Source organism: Alteromonas sp. MMG017 (assembly GCF_018100795.1).
Classification (GTDB): domain Bacteria; phylum Pseudomonadota; class Gammaproteobacteria; order Enterobacterales; family Alteromonadaceae; genus Alteromonas.
Genome location: NZ_JAGJDY010000012.1, coordinates 63,005 through 79,669, shown reverse-complemented (window position 1 = coordinate 79,669; position 16,665 = coordinate 63,005). Strand labels below are relative to the sequence as shown.

Sequence of the window (16,665 nt, the reverse complement as noted above, 5' to 3'; positions counted from 1 at the left end):
GTTCTATATATTTACCATGTTAATAGGGTGTTAACTTTACTGCAATACGTGGAGAGAACTATGAACTATCAAATTGCGATTATCGGTATTTTCTTGATATTTGCGTTACTGGAAGCAAAGCAAGGTAAGCTTTTTAAGAAAAGCGCAGAAGTGAGTGATGATGGAAAAGTCGAACTCATTGGCACCTTAGTGCTTTTTGTCATTACCCAACCTTTGGTGCTTTTTAGTGCTGGAGCGCTAATGTTGCTTATTGTGCCTCAGTACCAAGGGGCGCTAAATCAAGGGGCTTTGAATCAAGGAGCATTGGGCGACTCATCAATTTTTCTGCATATTGCATTGCTGCTGATATTCGATGACATGATGCAATATTGGTGGCACCGCCTGTCTCACTCCACCCGTTTCCTGTATAACCTGCATCGTGCACACCACAACGGCAAGTACATGAGCGTGCGCATTATCTATCGCAATAACGTCTTCTATTACTTGTTGATGCCGTCGCTTTGGTTTTCAGGCGCGCTTATCTATTTAGGATTAGGTTGGACCTACGCGTTCTATCTTGTGGTAAAGCTAAGTGTCATTACCGGTGCGCATGCCGAATGGAAATGGGACAGATTTTTATACCAAACGCCAATGCTTAACAAGCTAGCGTGGATTGTGGAAAGGACAATATCGACACCCTCTACCCATAGCGCACACCACGGCCTAAAGGCTGACGATGGCATCACCAACTATAAAGGTAATTACGGAAATCTATTGTTTTTCTGGGACGTGTTATTTGGAACTGCCAAAATCACGCGAAAATACCCAGCTCAATATGGTATTGAAGGAATGTTTTACGCTAACTGGGTAGAGCAACTCGTTTGGCCGCTATATAAAACACCACGCAAACCTAAAATGGTTGCTCAAGCGACAAACGAAGCAGCAAAGAAAAGCGTAATCGACACCGCGTCTAGTCCTAACAATAGTACACATACTGATGAGGTATTAATGCCGGAGTCTGGGGTGAATAAAACTGACGCAACTATATAGCTACGAGTCGGAGTAGGAGCAGTGCTATGACTGCTCCTAAACCGGCTTGATTAGGCCTCTTCGTAAAGTGTAGCAATCCACTTCTCTTCCGAGATAAAGCTCCATGCCCACTTATCCCATTTACTATCAAGCCCTGCTTCAGTAATGGCTTCAAGATTCATACCTTTTGCTTTCTGTGCTTTTACAAAAGCAAAGGTCTCTTCAATCATTGCAAGAAAGCTGGTGTACTCGGCTTTGTTACTAAGTGCACCATGGCCTGGAATGAGGACCGTATCGTCATCTATTTTCGCCATCACTTGTTTAACTGATTCTATGTAGCCTTTAACACTGCCGCCGGAATTTAAGTCGATGAAAGGGAATAATCCGTTGAAGAACAAGTCGCCAGTGTGCATGACATCCGGCTGTTCAAACCATACGATGCTGTCGCCGTCTGTATGTCCTGATTTAAGATGCATAATGTGAATGGTTTCACCGTTAAAATGTAGCTTGATACCGTTTTCATAGGTAATAGCCGGTAGCGCATCAGGAGAGACTTTTTCATCGTTGGCCAATCGAACACGCACGTTGTCATGGGCTAAAATAGTCGCGCCTTTGTGACTATGAAAGAACGCATTAGAACCGGTATGGTCGCCATGGTAATGGGTGTTAATTACATACTTGGGCTTATCACTACCCAGCTCCCCTAGCGCGGCAGCTATTTTCTCTGCAAGCGGAGCGAACTGATCATCAATAATAAGAATACCGTCATCGCCTGCAGAAACGCCGATATTGCCGCCCATCCCCGTTAACATATGCACGGAACCTTTAAGTGCTGTTGCTTCTATTTCAACCTTTTCAAAACGGTCTTGTGAAAAAGCGGCAGGAATGAAGGTCGTTGATACTAAACTTGCAGCAAGTAGCAAACTACGGGTAAGTGGTTGCGCCATTAGGGTTTCCTTAGGAGGTGCTTATTATTTACTAGGTCTACATACACTATGACCTAGTTTCCGGTTCAGATCATTTTTTCATCATCTGGGATGTCACCAATATAAGCAAATCGCGGAACAGATTTGCCTTCTATCACCACTTCTTCTTGAAACATACTCAATGGGCGAACCCACAGGGCTTTTTCGCCATAACATGGACGATACACCACTAAGGAAGACTCATCTTCTGAATGCGTCGCCACTTCGTAAACATCATAGTCACTGCCTTTGTAGTGGCGGTAGCGACCTGGGGTTCTAAGTTCGGGGGTTTCAGACTCTGGAATTTTAGACTCTGGGATTTTAGGTTCTGGGGTAGTCATGATGGCTCCTGCTAGTCACTTTTTGTTCGCTTTTTATTCACTCCCCTACTCACCTTCTAAGGGCAAAGGAAGTTGATGTATGGTTTGCGCCTCACCTAGGCCAATATGCAGTCCGACTAATCGTATACCGCGGCCTTTGGCGCGCTCGTAAGCTTCTTGCAATAGGGTATCAAAGTAATGGGCATTTAACGAAGGGCATCGATGTTCAACAGTAGTAAGTTGGAAGTCTTGAAATTTCAATTTTACCCCTTGAGTCCGTATGCGAACAGGCTTGCCTGTGCGCTTTTCATGGGCCTCCATGCGCTCCTGAAGCTTTTCTAGTAAGTGAGGCATAAAATCTCGACATTCTTCTAACGAGTGAATATCGTTGCTTAGGGTGCGTTCTACGCCTATAGACTTGCGCTCTCGTGATACCGATAGTTCTCTGTCATCAATACCGTGCGCTCGTTCCCATAAAACCGCTCCAAACTTACCTAATTCCTTTTGTATACGCTCAAAGGGGTAAGAGCGCACATCGTTGCAGGTGGCTAGGCCTAATCGTTGCAGCTTTTGCATTGTTACCTTGCCCACCCCGGGAATTTTTTTAAGGGGCATAGCGCTAACAAAACTGTCTAATTTATCGGGGGTAATAACACAAATACCATTAGGCTTATTTTCATCGCTCGCCACTTTGGCCACAAACTTACAAGGTGCTACGCCTGCTGATGCGGTTAACCCCAATTCCGCTTCAATTCGGCTTCTAATTTCTTCGGCAATTAATGTGGCACTCCCCCCGCAATACTGGCTATTGGTGACATCTAGATAAGCTTCATCTAAGGAAAGTGGCTCAATTAAATCGGTATAGTCGGCAAAGATTTCGCGAATTCGTTGAGACTCTTTGACATAAGCCTCCATGCGCCCTTTTACTAAGGTGAGGTTTGGGCAAAGCTTAAACGCGTATGCGGTGGCCATGGCGGAACGTACGCCATATTTACGGGCAGGGTAATTACAGGTAGAGATAACGCCACGGTGCTGTGAGCTACCACCAATGGCAATAGGGATATTACGTAACGCAGGGTTGTCACGCATTTCAACCGCAGCATAAAAGCAGTCCATATCTACATGGATGATTTTTCGCATGCCGTATTGCCCCCTAAACTGCCAAACGAATTGAACCGCTTTACAAAAAACTGTATAGAAAGACAGTATTCTAGAGCATATTAATTCGCCTTACCAGCGAACGAGATGAATAGTGAGCAACTACTTATACCAATCCGCATAGATAATCGCCCACTCAGAAGGCGCTGGCAAGTTTCCTAGCAAAGCGTGGGAATGCAGGAATGGCTGTTCCCTTTCAAATTCCCAGAATGAAGCTAGGAAGCTTGCCAGACCTTCCCGAAGGGCGAGTTTAAAATGTCCGTACTCTTTGTTGTGTTACCTTGGTGTAGAACCACTATACCTGTGGTAACACGCCGCGATTACGAACATTTTAAGTCTCGCTGAGAGGGTAATTATCAATGCGGACTGGTATTACTGCGCAAGTAATAAATGAAGCATACAAAAAAGCGCGGTAAGCTTTTAACTTACCGCGCATCTATATTTATACATTGTGGCGCTGTTGCGTATTGTTTCTGACTTAGCAAAAGCGCGACTAGATCAGATTAAAGGATCTGATTCTGTTTCCATTCATTCAATTTCTTTTCTCTCGCTTCTTCTTTTTCCATGCGAGATTTTTTTCTGTCACAAGGCTCTGGGCAATCACATGCTTTAGCGATACCCAATGCGCCTAGTCCACCGCAGCTACCCGATATCGTTTTACGCTGCACTAAGTAGCCTACCGCCATGGCAAGTACCATGGTGAGGAAAAAACCGAATGCTAAAATAAACGTAGACATAGCCTACTCCTTAATTATTTACTTCTACCAGTTTATCAAATTCTGCCGTGGCATACTCTTCAAATCCGTCTGCTGTGCGACGAATGAGGAATACAGCAAGTTGTTCTTGCTCTGCAAGGTCGATAGCGCGTTCCCACCCCATTACGTTGAACGCAGTGGCTAAGCCATCCGCAATCATTGAAGATGGGTTTACCACCGTCACCGACACCAAATCATGCGTTATCGGCGAGCCAGTATTTGGGTCAATTAAATGAGAATAGCGTTTCCCATCTTCTTCGTAATAGTTACGATAATCACCTGATGTGGCTATGGCGTTAGTGCCTATGGACACCACTTTTTGCACCGCGCGCTCTGTCGTTACCGGCTTTTCAATCGCAATTAGCCATTCACTGCCATCACCACGTTCGCCTTTAACCCGCATTTCACCGCCAATCTCTACAAGATAGTCTTGCAAGTCATGAGCATCTAAAATGGCTGCCACTTCGTCCACGCCATAACCTTTGGCAATGGTTGATAAATCAACATACAACATGGGGTTTGCTTTCATAAGACCGGTTGGCGTAGTAGATAATTTCTCATAACCTACATAATCCCGAACGGCATCAATATCGGCTTGGGTTGGCACTTTTTCTGGTCGTTTATTTGGACCGAACCCCCACAAATTAACCAAGGGCCCTACCGTAACATCTAGCACACCATCGCTCAAACGGGCCAAGCGAAGCGCTTCATTCACCACGGTAAGTGTTTCTGGAGACACCGCAAAGTTATCTGAATATCGGTATTGGTTAAAACGAGACAACTCAGACGTTGTATCGTAGGTCGACATCATTTTATTGATGTTAACTAACTTAGCGTCAATTTCTTCCTGCAAACCTTCTACTGCAGTTTCACCTTCACCAAGTACGTACTTAATATTGTAAGTCGTACCCATAGTTTGGCCTTGCAAATGCACAACCGTAAGTGGCTTTTCACTGCAACTGGCAATAAAAAGGATGCTCATAGCAATAACCGCTAATGCTATTCTGGCAAAGAATCGAATCACGTTTTGGGTCCTTTAACTAAACAAAAAGGGGGCTCTCGCCCCCTTTACTCACTTGTAGATTTCGGATTAACCACCGAAGTCATCAAGCATGATGTTCTCGTCTTCAACACCTAGCTCTTTCAACATGTTGATAACGGCTGCGTTCATCATAGGTGGTCCACACATGTAGAACTCACAATCTTCTGGCGCAGGGTGATCTTTCAGGTAGTTCTCAAGAAGAACTTGGTGAATGAACCCAGTGTAACCTTCCCAGTTGTCCTCAGGCTGAGGATCTGAAAGGGCAACATGCCACTTGAAGTTATCGTTTTCTGCAGCTAACTCATCGAAGTCTTCTGTATAGAACATTTCACGAAGTGAACGTGCACCGTACCAGAAGCTCATCTTACGATCAGTTTTTAAGCGACGAAGTTGGTCGAAGATATGTGAGCGCATCGGCGCCATACCTGCACCACCACCAACAAACACCATTTCGTTTTCAGTTTCTTTAGCGAAGAACTCACCAAATGGACCAGAAATTGTTGCCTTGTCGCCTTCTTTAAGACTCCAAATGTACGATGACATTTTACCAGCAGGTAGGCTTAGATTATTAGGTGGCGGCGTAGCAATACGCACGTTCAACATAATAATGCCTTCTTCTTCTGGGTAGTTAGCCATTGAGTAAGCACGAATGGTTTCTTCATCTACTTTAGATTCGATATCGAAGAAGCCAAAACGTTCCCAATCACCGCGATACTCATCAGGGATTTCAAACTCTTTGTACTTAACGTGGTGCGCAGGGGCTTCAATTTGAATGTAACCACCAGCACGGAAAGGTACGCTTTCACCGTTAGGAATTTGAAGCTTAAGTTCTTTGATGAAAGTGGCTTTGTTATCGTTAGAAATAACTTCACAATCCCACTTCTTAACACCAAATACCGACTCTTCAAGCTCGATTTCCATGTCTTGCTTAATCGCAACCTGACATGATAAACGACAGCCTTCACGGGCTTCACCTTTAGTGATGTGATCAAGTTCAGTTGGAAGGATTTCACCACCACCTGAATGCACGTCTACACGACACTGACCACAAGAACCACCACCACCACATGCTGAAGATACGAAGTACCCTGCATCAGCTAGTGCGCCAAGAAGCTTGCCGCCTGGCTCAGTTTTAATTGCTTTGTCTGGGTCACCGTTAATAGTGATGGTTACATCACCGCTTGGAACCAGCTTCGACTTGGCAAACATGATGATAAATACTAGCGCCAATACAATGGCAATAAACATGCCGACGCCTAGGAAAATTTCTACTTGATTCATTTATATGCTCCCGAGCTCGATTACAGCTGAATACCAGTGAATGACTGGAAGCCAAGTGCCATAAGACCCGCAATCATGAACACAGAGCCCAGACCACGAATACCATCAGGCATATCGGCATATTTAAGCTTTTCACGTACGGCGGCCAATAACACAATGGCGATTGCCCAGCCCATACCACTTCCTACGCCGTAAACGACACTTTCGGTCAAGTTATATTCACGTTGTACCGCGAATGCTACACCACCAAAGATGGCGCAGTTAACCGTAATTAGCGGAAGGAAGATACCAAGCGCGTTATAAAGCGCAGGGAAAAACTTGTCTAAGCTCATTTCCAAAATTTGAACCAATGCCGCGATAACGCCGATAAAGGTTAGGAAGTTTAGGAAGCTTAAATCTGCGTCAGGGAAACCAGCCCACGCTAGCGCACCAGGTGCAAGAATGTTGACATAAATGATTTGGTTAACCGGTACAGAAATACCCAGTACTACGATTACCGCAACACCAAGACCCATAGCAGTTTTAACTTTCTTCGATACCGCCAAGAAGGTACACATACCTAAGAAAAGTGATAACGCCATGTTCTCAACAAAAATTGAGCGAACAAATAACGACAAATAATGTTCCATGACTTACTCCTTAGGCTCTACTTGCTCGGGACGAAGGGTACGGATAACCCAAATCATACCGCCGATTAAGAAGAATGAGCTAAATGGTAGAATTAACAAACCATTACCCTGATACCAACCACCGTTTTGAACTAAAGGAAGAATTTCGAAACCTAAAATAGTACCGAAACCGAATAGCTCTTTGATTGTACCAATAACAATCAATACGAATGAGTAACCTAAACCGTTACCAATACCATCTAAAAAGCTCATCAGAGGTGGGCTCTTCATTGCATAGGCTTCAGCACGACCCATTACGATACAGTTAGTAATAATCAAACCAACGAATACCGACAGCTGCTTCGAAATTTCGTACGAATACGCTTTCAATATTTGGTCAACTACGATTACCAACGACGCTATGATAGTCATTTGGATGATGATACGAACGCTTGATGGGATCTGGTTACGAATCATTGAAATAAACAAGTTCGAGAACGCAACAACCGTGGTTAGCGCCAAAGACATTACCAAGGCTGTTTCCAGCTTAGTAGTAATAGCCAGTGCTGAACAAATACCAAGTACCTGCAAGGCAATTGGGTTGTTGTCCATAATTGGCCCAAAGAGGGCCTTTTTCATTTCTTTAGTATCTGCCATGAGACTCCCCTTATGAACGCCATGCCTGAGTCTTCAGGAACTGGCCGAAGCCTTGCTCGCCTACCCAGTATTGAATGGTGTTTTCAACACCTTTACTGGTTAAGGTAGCACCTGAAAGCGCATCAATAGTGTGTGGATTGCTTGGGTTTGCGTTTTTCACTACACGGATAGCCACTTCACCATCTTCAAATAGTTTCTTTCCATCCCATTTGTCCTGCCACGCTGGATTTTGCACTTCGCCACCAAGTCCTGGTGTTTCTTTTTGTTGATAGTAAATCAACTCACGAACTGTTTCACCATCGGCGTCAAGGGCAAGAAAACCGTACATAAGATCCCATAGACCACTACCGTGCACAGGCAAGATAATGCGAGATACATCGCCAGCTTCGTCACGTACCAAATAAACACTGGCAACATTAGGGCGACGTTGGAAGCCAACGTTGCTGCTAGTTACTTTTGTGCTGTACTCAGTTTGTTTAGCTGCTTTATACATATCGTAATCAGGCTCAGGTGCTTCTACAAACTCACCGCTTTCCAAATCAACGTAGCGAGATTCAATCTTTTCGCTATATGTACTTTCGATTGCTTTACCGGTCATACCTGTTTCGTAAAGCCCTGCTGCGTTCAAAATGTTGCTCTTTTTATCAAGCGACGCATTGGTTTGTTGTAGCGAGCGTAAGCCTACCGCTGCACCTGATACAACAATTGAACACACAAGACAAACGGCAACTACAACGCCAATCGTTTTTCCTAAAGATTCTTTCTTAGCCGACACGAGCTACCCTCCGCTTGATATTGCTTTGTGCGACGAAATAGTCGAACAGTGGCGCCCAAAGGTTGGCAAAAAGAATGGCCAACATTACACCTTCTGGGAAGGCTGGGTTTAGCACACGAACAAGTACTGTCATAAAGCCGATGAAAATACCGTATGCCCACTTACCTTGGTTGGTAAACGATGCAGACACAGGGTCTGTCGCCATAAAGAACATACCAAAGGCAAGACCACCAATAACAAAGTGCCAATAGGCAGGCATTGCAAACATGTAGTTGGTATCGCTACCAATCATGTTCAGCAAGGTGGCAAACACGGCTACACCGATTGCTACACCAGCAACAATTCGCCAGCTTGCAATACGCATGTACATAATGAACAAGCCACCAATTAAGATAGCCAATGCAGATACTTCACCCGCAGAACCTGCGATAGTACCGAAGAAGCTGTCAAACCAAAGGTCCATGTTAGCGTAATCAAGCGCGCCTGAAGCCGCTTGGCTCAATGACGTTGCACCTGAGTAACCATCAGCAGCAACCCAAACTTGGTCGCCAGAGATTTGTGCAGGGTATGCGAAGTATAAGAACGCACGACCTGACAATGCAGGGTTAAGGAAGTTACGGCCAGTTCCACCGAAGACTTCTTTAGCGATAACCACACCAAAGGTAATACCTAATGCAACCTGCCAAAGCGGAATAGTTGCCGGTAAGGTTAATGCGAAAAGTACCGAGGTAACGAAGAAACCTTCGTTAACTTCGTGCTTACGTACCGAAGCAAATAATACTTCCCAGAAGCCACCAACAATAAAGGTAACTGCATAGATAGGTAACCAGAAGCAGGCACCGTAGAAGAACATGCCTAGCAAACCAGAATTCGCTAAGTCTCCACCTAAGGCGGTGAATAACCCTGCTTGCCATGTATCAGGAAGTGTACCGGCACCAGCAGCAATAGCTTCTTGCGCTTGGAAACCAATGTTGTACATACCGAAGAACATTGCTGGGAATGTTGCTAACCACACCAAAATCATGATGCGTTTAAGGTCAATGCTGTCACGCACGTGCGTGTTAGCTTTGTTTACTTTACCAGGAGTATAGAAAATCGTTGCCGCTGCTTCATACAGTGCATACCATTTTTCGTGCTTTCCACCTGGCTCAAAATTTGGTTCAATCTTTTCTAAATACGCTTTTAAACCCATGACTAACCCTCTTTCTCAATGGTGGTCAAACAGTCGCGTAAAATCGGGCCGTAGTTGTATTTGCCTGGGCATACATAAGTACACAAAGCCAAATCTTCTTCGTCCAACTCTAAACAACCCAATGTCTGAGCACTGTCACAATCACCAGAAATCAAGTCTCTAAGCAAAAGCGTAGGAATGATATCTAGGGGCATAACGCGTTCGTAATTACCAATTGGCACCATAGAGCGCTCAGAGCCATTGGTTGTTGTTGTCATATCAAACTTCTTGCTGCCACCTAAGTGACCAAGATAAGCGCGCGTAACAGAATGCTTGTCTGAACCAGGTGTGATCCAGCCAAGGAATTTCTTCTCGCGACCTTCTTTAAGCAGTGATACTTGGGTGTGGAAACGACCTAGGAAGCCGTGAACACCTTGTGCCGTTACGCCGTTTAACACGGAACCTGAAACGACACGTACGTCACCGTCTTGTTGTTCGTTTGCTAGCAACTCTTCTAAATCAGCACCGATAGAGGTACGAACCAGGCGAGGGTTTTTAGCAGATGGACCGCCGATAGCAATAACGCGGCGTGTGTCTAGCTCACCAGTAGTTAGCAATGCGCCAAAGGCCATTACGTCTTGGTAGCTAATGTGCCAAACCGTTTTGTTCAAGCCAGCAGAATCCAAATAATGGATATGTGTACCTGCTAAGCCTGCTGGGTGTGGTCCACCGAATTCTTCTACGTCTACTGCGGCATCGCCAGTTGCTACTGATGAGCCCGCTGCTTTACAAACGTAAACCTTGCCGCCACTCAACTGCGTTAACGCTTTTAAGCCGTTCACGAAGTCATCGTTGCGCTCAGCAATAATCACCGCTGGATCCGCGGCTAGCGGATTGGTGTCCATTGCTGTAACAAAGATTGAATTTGGTACCGAGTCAAGGGCTGGTGATTTGCTAAATGGACGCGTACGTAACGCTGTCCACATACCTGACTCAACAAGGATTGATTGGAGTTGCTCCCGCTCAGTACTGGCGATTTTGTCTGCAGCAATTTTATCAAAGCTAACTGCATCGCTGCCGCTAACTTTAACTACTACTGATTGCAAAACACGCTTTGCACCACGGTTTACCTCTACCACTTCACCCGCAGCTGGAGCAGTGAACTTAACGCCAGGATTCTTTTTGTCTTCAAAAAGCATCTGGCCTTTTTTCACTACATCGCCAACTTGGACGTGCATGGTAGGGCGCATACCCACATATTCTTCTCCCAGAATGGCAACGCGTGAAACAGCAGACCCTTCAGTGATCTCCTGCTTCGGCGCTCCCTCTATTGGGAGGTCGAGACCTTTCTTGATTTTTATCATATGTAATCGCACTACTCTAATAGAAATACTCTTTTGCATGACCGCAGAGAACCCTGCTTATCAGCATGCAAAAGCGTACTATTTTTAAGGTGTAGAACACCTTTAATATTTAGATTGACGGAATTTACTTACTGTTACGGTCAGCCTGTTATGAAGCCGTAACTTACATTCCAAATGTATAAGCGACGTTATACGCCTTTTCTTTTATAGACCAACAGTGAAAATTCACACTTATTTTTGTTGTTGTATTACTGCGATTAACGCTGTTGTTGAGTAGGAGTAGAATAGACCCCTACTTAATTTCGGGATTTTAGCATTAACCGAGCGGTTTGTGCCACGCAAATCATAGATAAAGAGCAACTTTTCTATAATTTAATGTAAACCCCATTTACGTTTAAGTAGTAAGTAAACAACGAAAAAGCCGTCTGATTCGACGGCTCTACTCAATATTAGGCTTATTTAAGTATAGTAAACCTTTACCATTTCACGAGTGGGTCAATATCCTGTTCGTAATCAACACCTTCAATATCAAAACCAAACAGTTTTAAAAATTCGTGATGATAACCAGCATAATCGCTTAGTTCATGAAAGTTCTCTTGGGTCACTTTGTCCCATAAGGCTTGAATCTTAGCTTGCGTAACGTCATTGGTTTCAATGCCGTCCATGCGATAGCGGTTTGCCTCATCTAATGTTGGCGTATCACCAAATAGACAGGTAGAGAACAAACCATGAATTTGTTCAATACAGCCCTCATGGGTGCCGTCGCGCTTCATCACTTCTTGCATTAATGAGATATACAGCGGCATAACAGGAATAGCAGAGCTGGCTTGCGTGACCAAGGCTTTCAACGAACTGACATTCGCTTCAACCAATAATTCGGTATTTTTGCCAATGATAGCGGCAGCGGCTCTGTCTAAATCTTCTTTCGCTTTTCCAATGGTCGCTTGACCATAGATAGGCCAAGTAAGGGCTTTACCAATATAAGTGTACGCCGTGGTTTTACAACCTTCAGCCAATACACCCGCTTCGGCAAGCTTATCCATCCAGCGCTCCCAATCTTCTCCGCCCATCACTTTAATGGTGTTTAAGATTTCGTCGTCGTTTGCTGCCTCTAACGTAACATCATGTACTTTATCTTTGTCGGTATCGTAAGTTTTGGTAGTGTACTCACGCCCTACGGGTTTAAGGGTAGATTTGTATACCACACCCGTATCTGGGTCTGTTCTGCGCGGTGACGCCAAGCTATAGATCACAAGGTCGACCTTGCCCATATTGGCTTTAATCTTATCTATCGTTTGCGCTTTAATTTCATCAGAAAACGCATCACCATTGATAGTGTCAGCATAAAGCCCTTTTTTAGACGCCTGCTGATGGAAGGCTGCAGTATTGTACCAACCCGCTGTACCGGTTTTACGTTCTGTTGGCGCTTTTTCGAAGCAAACGCCAAGGGTTTTTGCACCATAACCAAATGCAGAAGTAATACGCGATGCCAACCCGTAGCCGGTTGAGCTGCCAATAACTAGCACGTTTTTAGGGCCATCACCTAAGCTGCCTTTCTCTTCAATATAGGCAATTTGTTGTTCTACTGACGTTGCACAACCCACAGGATGTGCGTTTGTGCAGATAAAGCCTCTCACTTTAGGCTTGATAACCATAATCATTTTCCTTTTTTAAGCGTGCGCCTATTGTAAACGTGCAAAGGCTTATAACAACTCGGAGCAGATGACACTAACTAAGCACCGAACACCTTATTCATCAAAAAGATACACATGTACAAACGGGTAGCGCAGTTCGAAAGCGGTTTTTTAAATCTATATCGAAAGAATATCTTGGAACGCTATGTAATGTATACGAAAACAAAAGTGATTAGCGACTATTGCGCTAGAAGCAAATTAATAAACGAGGGTTGAAACAGAGGGTTGAAACAATATTACGAACTGAAAATAAGTAAGGCCAAGACAGGAAAGTGAAGTGTGAAATGTGGCGTTGAATATGATGTGGAGTGAATCATGACTACACATGAATAAAAAGGTGAGCCCCCACAAGAGCTCACCTTTTTGTGTGAATTAACCTAAGATATCAAGCAATTCAACATCAAAAATTAACGTGCTGTAAGGTGCGATTGCTGCACCAGCACCTTGTTCACCGTACGCAAGATCGTGTGGTACGTATAAACGTAGTTTAGCACCAACTTTCATAAGCTGTAGTGCTTCAGTCCAGCCTCTGATCACGCCGCCAACTGGGAATTCAGCCGGTTGACCACGATCGTAAGAACTGTCAAAAACGTCACCTGAGGTAAGTGTACCGTGGTAGTGAACGCGAACTGTGCTATCTGCAGTTGGCGTTTCGCCATCGCCTTCAGCCAATACTTCGTATTGTAGGCCAGACTCAGTCACTTGAACTTCTTCACGCTTTGCGTTTTCTTCAAGGAATTTTACACCCTCTTCGATAACCGCTTTGCTTGCTTCTTCTTTCTCAGCTTGCATACGCTTATGGATTTCGCCGAATGCATCACGCAGTGCGTCGTTATCAACTTGCGGAGCTTGACCCGCGAAAGCATCTTTTAAACCTGTCACTACTGCGTCAATCGCTAAACCTTCGAAAGGGTTAGATTGCAATTGTTGACCCATTTGAAAACCAATGCCGTAACTTGCTTGGGTTTCTACTGTGTTGAATGTATCAGTCACAAGAACTCCTGAAATTAAATTACAAATGCAGTACAAATTTCAAACAAACCGCGTTTCACGAATATGTTTCTGCATTTTCCGGTGCAAGAGTGTAGCACACCAGAATTTATCTTGCCTTGAGCATTAAATAGATGGGTGCAAATGGAACAAAATATTGTAAATTATAACGCAAAGTGGTTTTACAACTTGTTAAGTACTTAGTATGGTGAAGGCCATATAATTGGGAGGATAGCATGCACACTCATTACGATGCTGAACTAAAAGATACAGTTAGATACCTTGGCAAAACGCTAGGTGAAACCATCAAAAACCAATTAGGCCAAGAGTGGCTTGATCGCATTGAGAAGATTCGAAAAGACGGCCGAGCGTCTTATCAGGGAGACACGAGTTGTAGTGACGAACTGAAAGAAACTTTCAAAACGATGACCGACAGCGACTTGTTGACGGTAGGTCGTGCATTCGCACAGTTTCTAAATCTAGGTAATATTGCTGAGCAAGAATATAACAGTGCCATGAACGTTGACGCGTCTATTGATGCATTGTTTAAGCATCTAGATAAAGCCGAACTCACGGCTGATAAAGTGCAAGAGGCAGTAGGCAAATTAAATATCGACCTAGTGTTAACGGCACACCCTACCGAAGTAACACGTCGCACCCTTATTCATAAACACAAAGAGCTAGCAGACTGCCTACAAGAAGTTCATCAAGAATCACTCACTGGCGCAGACAGAAGTAAAGTTGAAACCCGTGTTGCTGATTTAATTAGTCAGGCTTGGCATACCGAAGAAATTCGCTCTGTGCGCCCTACCCCTGTCGATGAAGCTCGCTGGGGATTTTCAGTTATTGAAAATTCACTGTGGGAAGCCGTTCCTGACTTCTTGCGCGAGTTAGATGGCCGTTTGCAAGAAGACTACAGTGTGTCGCTTCCGCTAGATGCTTCACCGGTACAATTTAGTTCTTGGATGGGCGGTGACCGCGATGGCAACCCGTTCGTAACCTCTAAAGTTACCGAGCAAGTATTATTGTTAGCGCGTAAACGCGCCGCGAAACTTTTCGCTTTAGACTTAGACCGCTTGCAAGTTGAGTTGTCTATGTACGACTGTAATGATGCACTGCGAGAAAAAGTAGGCGATGCAAACGAACCTTATCGCGCCCTACTTCGCCCATTACTAGACCGCTTTATAGCCACCCGCGATGGTATTGCTAACTATTTAGCCGGTAGAAATCCGGATACGTCGAACTGGATTGAAAGTAATGACGAGCTATTAGAAGCCCTACTACTTTGCCACCAGTCACTTATCGATTGCGGTATGGGTGTGGTAGCGAAAGGCTTATTGCTAGATACCATTCGCCGCGCTCATGTATTCGGTATTCACTTACTTCGCTTAGATGTTCGTCAAGATTCAGAACGTCATGCTGATGTATTTAGCGAACTGACCCGTTACCTTGGCCTTGGTGATTACTCACAATGGAGCGAAGAAGATAAACAAGCCTTCTTGCTACGTGAGCTTGGCTCGAAACGCCCGCTATTCCCTGCTCAATGGGGCGCATCGGAAGATGTGAAAGAAGTACTAGATACTTGTAAAGTAGTGGCTAAGCACAGCAAGCACGGTTTTGGTATCTACATTATCTCAATGGCGAGTGAGCCATCAGACGTACTTGCGGTTCAATTACTGTTAAAAGAAAGCGGTGTTGATTGGCCAATGCCAGTAGCGCCTTTGTTCGAAACATTAGACGACCTTAACAACTCGCCAAGTGTTATGCGCAAATTGCTTTCTATCGACTGGTATCGCGGTTATGTGAAAGGCCGTCAGTTCGTGATGATTGGTTATTCAGATTCTGCCAAAGATGCTGGCGCACTAGCGGCAGGTTGGGCTCAGTATCAATCGCAAGAAGCGCTTGTGGCTATTGCTGAAGAGTTTAACTGCTCACTTACCTTGTTCCACGGTCGTGGCGGAACGATTGGTCGCGGCGGTCTACCTGCACACGCTGCTATTTACTCGCAGCCTCCAGGTTCATTGGAAGGTGGATTCCGTGTTACAGAACAAGGCGAAACCATCCGTTATAAGTTCGGTATGCCTAAACTGGCTAAACGCAGCCTAGGCATTTATGCCAGCGCGATAATTGAAGCCATGTTGTTCCCACCCCCGGCGCCAAAAGAAGAGTGGCGTGAACTTATTACCACTATGGCGGGGCAAGGTCGTGATAACTATCGCGGCACCGTTCGCCATGATAAAGATTTTGTACCTTATTTCCGCGTGGCTACGCCTGAACAGGAACTGGGTAAGTTACCCTTAGGCAGTCGCCCTTCTAAGCGTAAACCACAAGGTGGTATCGAAAGTCTGCGTGCTATCCCTTGGATATTTGCATGGGCACAAACGCGCCTTGTATTGCCGTCATGGTTGGGTGTAATGCGCGCTATCGATAGCGTGAAAAATGCCGAAAATGAAAAAGTCGTGAATGAAATGTTTGCCGAATGGCCATTTTATCGTTCGCGTCTTTCAATGCTTGACATGGTATTCCATAAAGCGGATCCCCGTATTAGTGAAGCCTACGATGAGCGCTTAGTACCAGAAGAGCTTAAGCATTTCGGTGCAGCACTTCGAGAGGAGCTCAAAGAAAGTATTGCCTCATTACTGAAGCTTACTGGTGAAGACGACATTATGAAGACCGATCCGCTAGGCAAAGAGTCGATGGAAATTCGCGCCGCTTATTTGCAACCGCTTCATTATTTACAAATCGAGTTGCTAGACAGAATTCGTAAAGCAGGAGATGATGTACATAATCCTGATTTAGAGCGTGCCATGATGGTAACTATTACAGGTATCGCAACCGGTATGCGTAATACAGGTTAATACCTAAATTAATAGATAC

At 44.8% G+C, this 16,665-nt stretch carries 15 protein-coding genes; 2 read left to right on the top strand and 13 right to left on the bottom strand.

Features of this window, described 5'->3' with window-relative positions; genetic code table 11:
- The first annotated feature begins 60 nt into the window (after positions 1-60).
- Positions 61-1,029 (top strand): sterol desaturase family protein, encoded by a 969-nt coding sequence (locus tag J8L84_RS17285; RefSeq protein ID WP_211071782.1) that lies wholly within the window; start codon positions 61-63, stop codon positions 1,027-1,029.
- A 50-nt stretch (positions 1,030-1,079) separates the two neighbouring features.
- Here the strand turns inward: J8L84_RS17285 and J8L84_RS17280 are convergent, their stop codons facing one another.
- From J8L84_RS17280 to J8L84_RS17220, 13 genes are all read right to left on the bottom strand, one after another.
- Complete coding sequence (locus J8L84_RS17280) at positions 1,080-1,955, bottom strand: MBL fold metallo-hydrolase (protein WP_211071781.1); 876 nt, start codon at positions 1,953-1,955, stop codon at positions 1,080-1,082.
- A 65-nt stretch (positions 1,956-2,020) separates the two neighbouring features.
- A complete protein-coding gene (locus J8L84_RS17275; RefSeq protein WP_211071780.1) occupies positions 2,021-2,314 on the bottom strand; it encodes a DUF1653 domain-containing protein in 294 nt (97 codons plus the stop codon).
- 45 nt (positions 2,315-2,359) lie between these two features.
- Positions 2,360-3,433, bottom strand: a complete 1,074-nt coding sequence (gene dinB, locus J8L84_RS17270) for a DNA polymerase IV (RefSeq protein ID WP_211071779.1) — start codon at positions 3,431-3,433, stop codon at positions 2,360-2,362.
- A 521-nt stretch (positions 3,434-3,954) separates the two neighbouring features.
- Positions 3,955-4,188 carry a (Na+)-NQR maturation NqrM gene (gene nqrM / locus J8L84_RS17265; RefSeq protein ID WP_013782597.1) on the bottom strand — a complete coding sequence of 78 codons (234 nt, stop codon included), beginning with the start codon at positions 4,186-4,188 and terminating at the stop codon, positions 3,955-3,957.
- 10 nt (positions 4,189-4,198) lie between these two features.
- A complete protein-coding gene (locus tag J8L84_RS17260) occupies positions 4,199-5,230 on the bottom strand; it encodes an FAD:protein FMN transferase (RefSeq protein ID WP_211071778.1) in 1,032 nt (343 codons plus the stop codon).
- 66 nt (positions 5,231-5,296) lie between these two features.
- Positions 5,297-6,529 (bottom strand): NADH:ubiquinone reductase (Na(+)-transporting) subunit F, encoded by a 1,233-nt coding sequence (gene nqrF, locus J8L84_RS17255; protein WP_126872854.1) that lies wholly within the window; start codon positions 6,527-6,529, stop codon positions 5,297-5,299.
- A gap of 20 nt (positions 6,530-6,549) precedes the next feature.
- Complete coding sequence (gene nqrE / locus J8L84_RS17250) at positions 6,550-7,158, bottom strand: NADH:ubiquinone reductase (Na(+)-transporting) subunit E (RefSeq protein ID WP_013782594.1); 609 nt, start codon at positions 7,156-7,158, stop codon at positions 6,550-6,552.
- A gap of 3 nt (positions 7,159-7,161) precedes the next feature.
- Complete coding sequence (locus J8L84_RS17245) at positions 7,162-7,794, bottom strand: NADH:ubiquinone reductase (Na(+)-transporting) subunit D (protein ID WP_013782593.1); 633 nt, start codon at positions 7,792-7,794, stop codon at positions 7,162-7,164.
- Between the two features lie 10 nt (positions 7,795-7,804).
- Entirely contained in the window at positions 7,805-8,569 is a 765-nt protein-coding gene (locus tag J8L84_RS17240) for a Na(+)-translocating NADH-quinone reductase subunit C (protein ID WP_013782592.1), read from the bottom strand.
- Positions 8,559-9,761 carry an NADH:ubiquinone reductase (Na(+)-transporting) subunit B gene (locus J8L84_RS17235; RefSeq protein WP_013782591.1) on the bottom strand — a complete coding sequence of 401 codons (1,203 nt, stop codon included), beginning with the start codon at positions 9,759-9,761 and terminating at the stop codon, positions 8,559-8,561. Before J8L84_RS17235 ends, J8L84_RS17240 begins: the two co-directional genes overlap by 11 nt.
- Positions 9,762-9,763: 2 nt before the next feature.
- Complete coding sequence (locus tag J8L84_RS17230) at positions 9,764-11,104, bottom strand: Na(+)-translocating NADH-quinone reductase subunit A (protein ID WP_211071842.1); 1,341 nt, start codon at positions 11,102-11,104, stop codon at positions 9,764-9,766.
- A gap of 476 nt (positions 11,105-11,580) precedes the next feature.
- Positions 11,581-12,759 (bottom strand): enoyl-ACP reductase FabV, encoded by a 1,179-nt coding sequence (gene fabV, locus J8L84_RS17225; protein ID WP_211071777.1) that lies wholly within the window; start codon positions 12,757-12,759, stop codon positions 11,581-11,583.
- A gap of 411 nt (positions 12,760-13,170) precedes the next feature.
- Entirely contained in the window at positions 13,171-13,791 is a 621-nt protein-coding gene (locus tag J8L84_RS17220; RefSeq protein ID WP_057789303.1) for an FKBP-type peptidyl-prolyl cis-trans isomerase, read from the bottom strand.
- 233 nt (positions 13,792-14,024) lie between these two features.
- Here J8L84_RS17220 and ppc point away from each other — a divergent pair, with 233 nt between their 5' ends.
- Complete coding sequence (ppc, locus tag J8L84_RS17215; RefSeq protein WP_211071776.1) at positions 14,025-16,646, top strand: phosphoenolpyruvate carboxylase; 2,622 nt, start codon at positions 14,025-14,027, stop codon at positions 16,644-16,646.
- Positions 16,647-16,665: the final 19 nt, after the last annotated feature.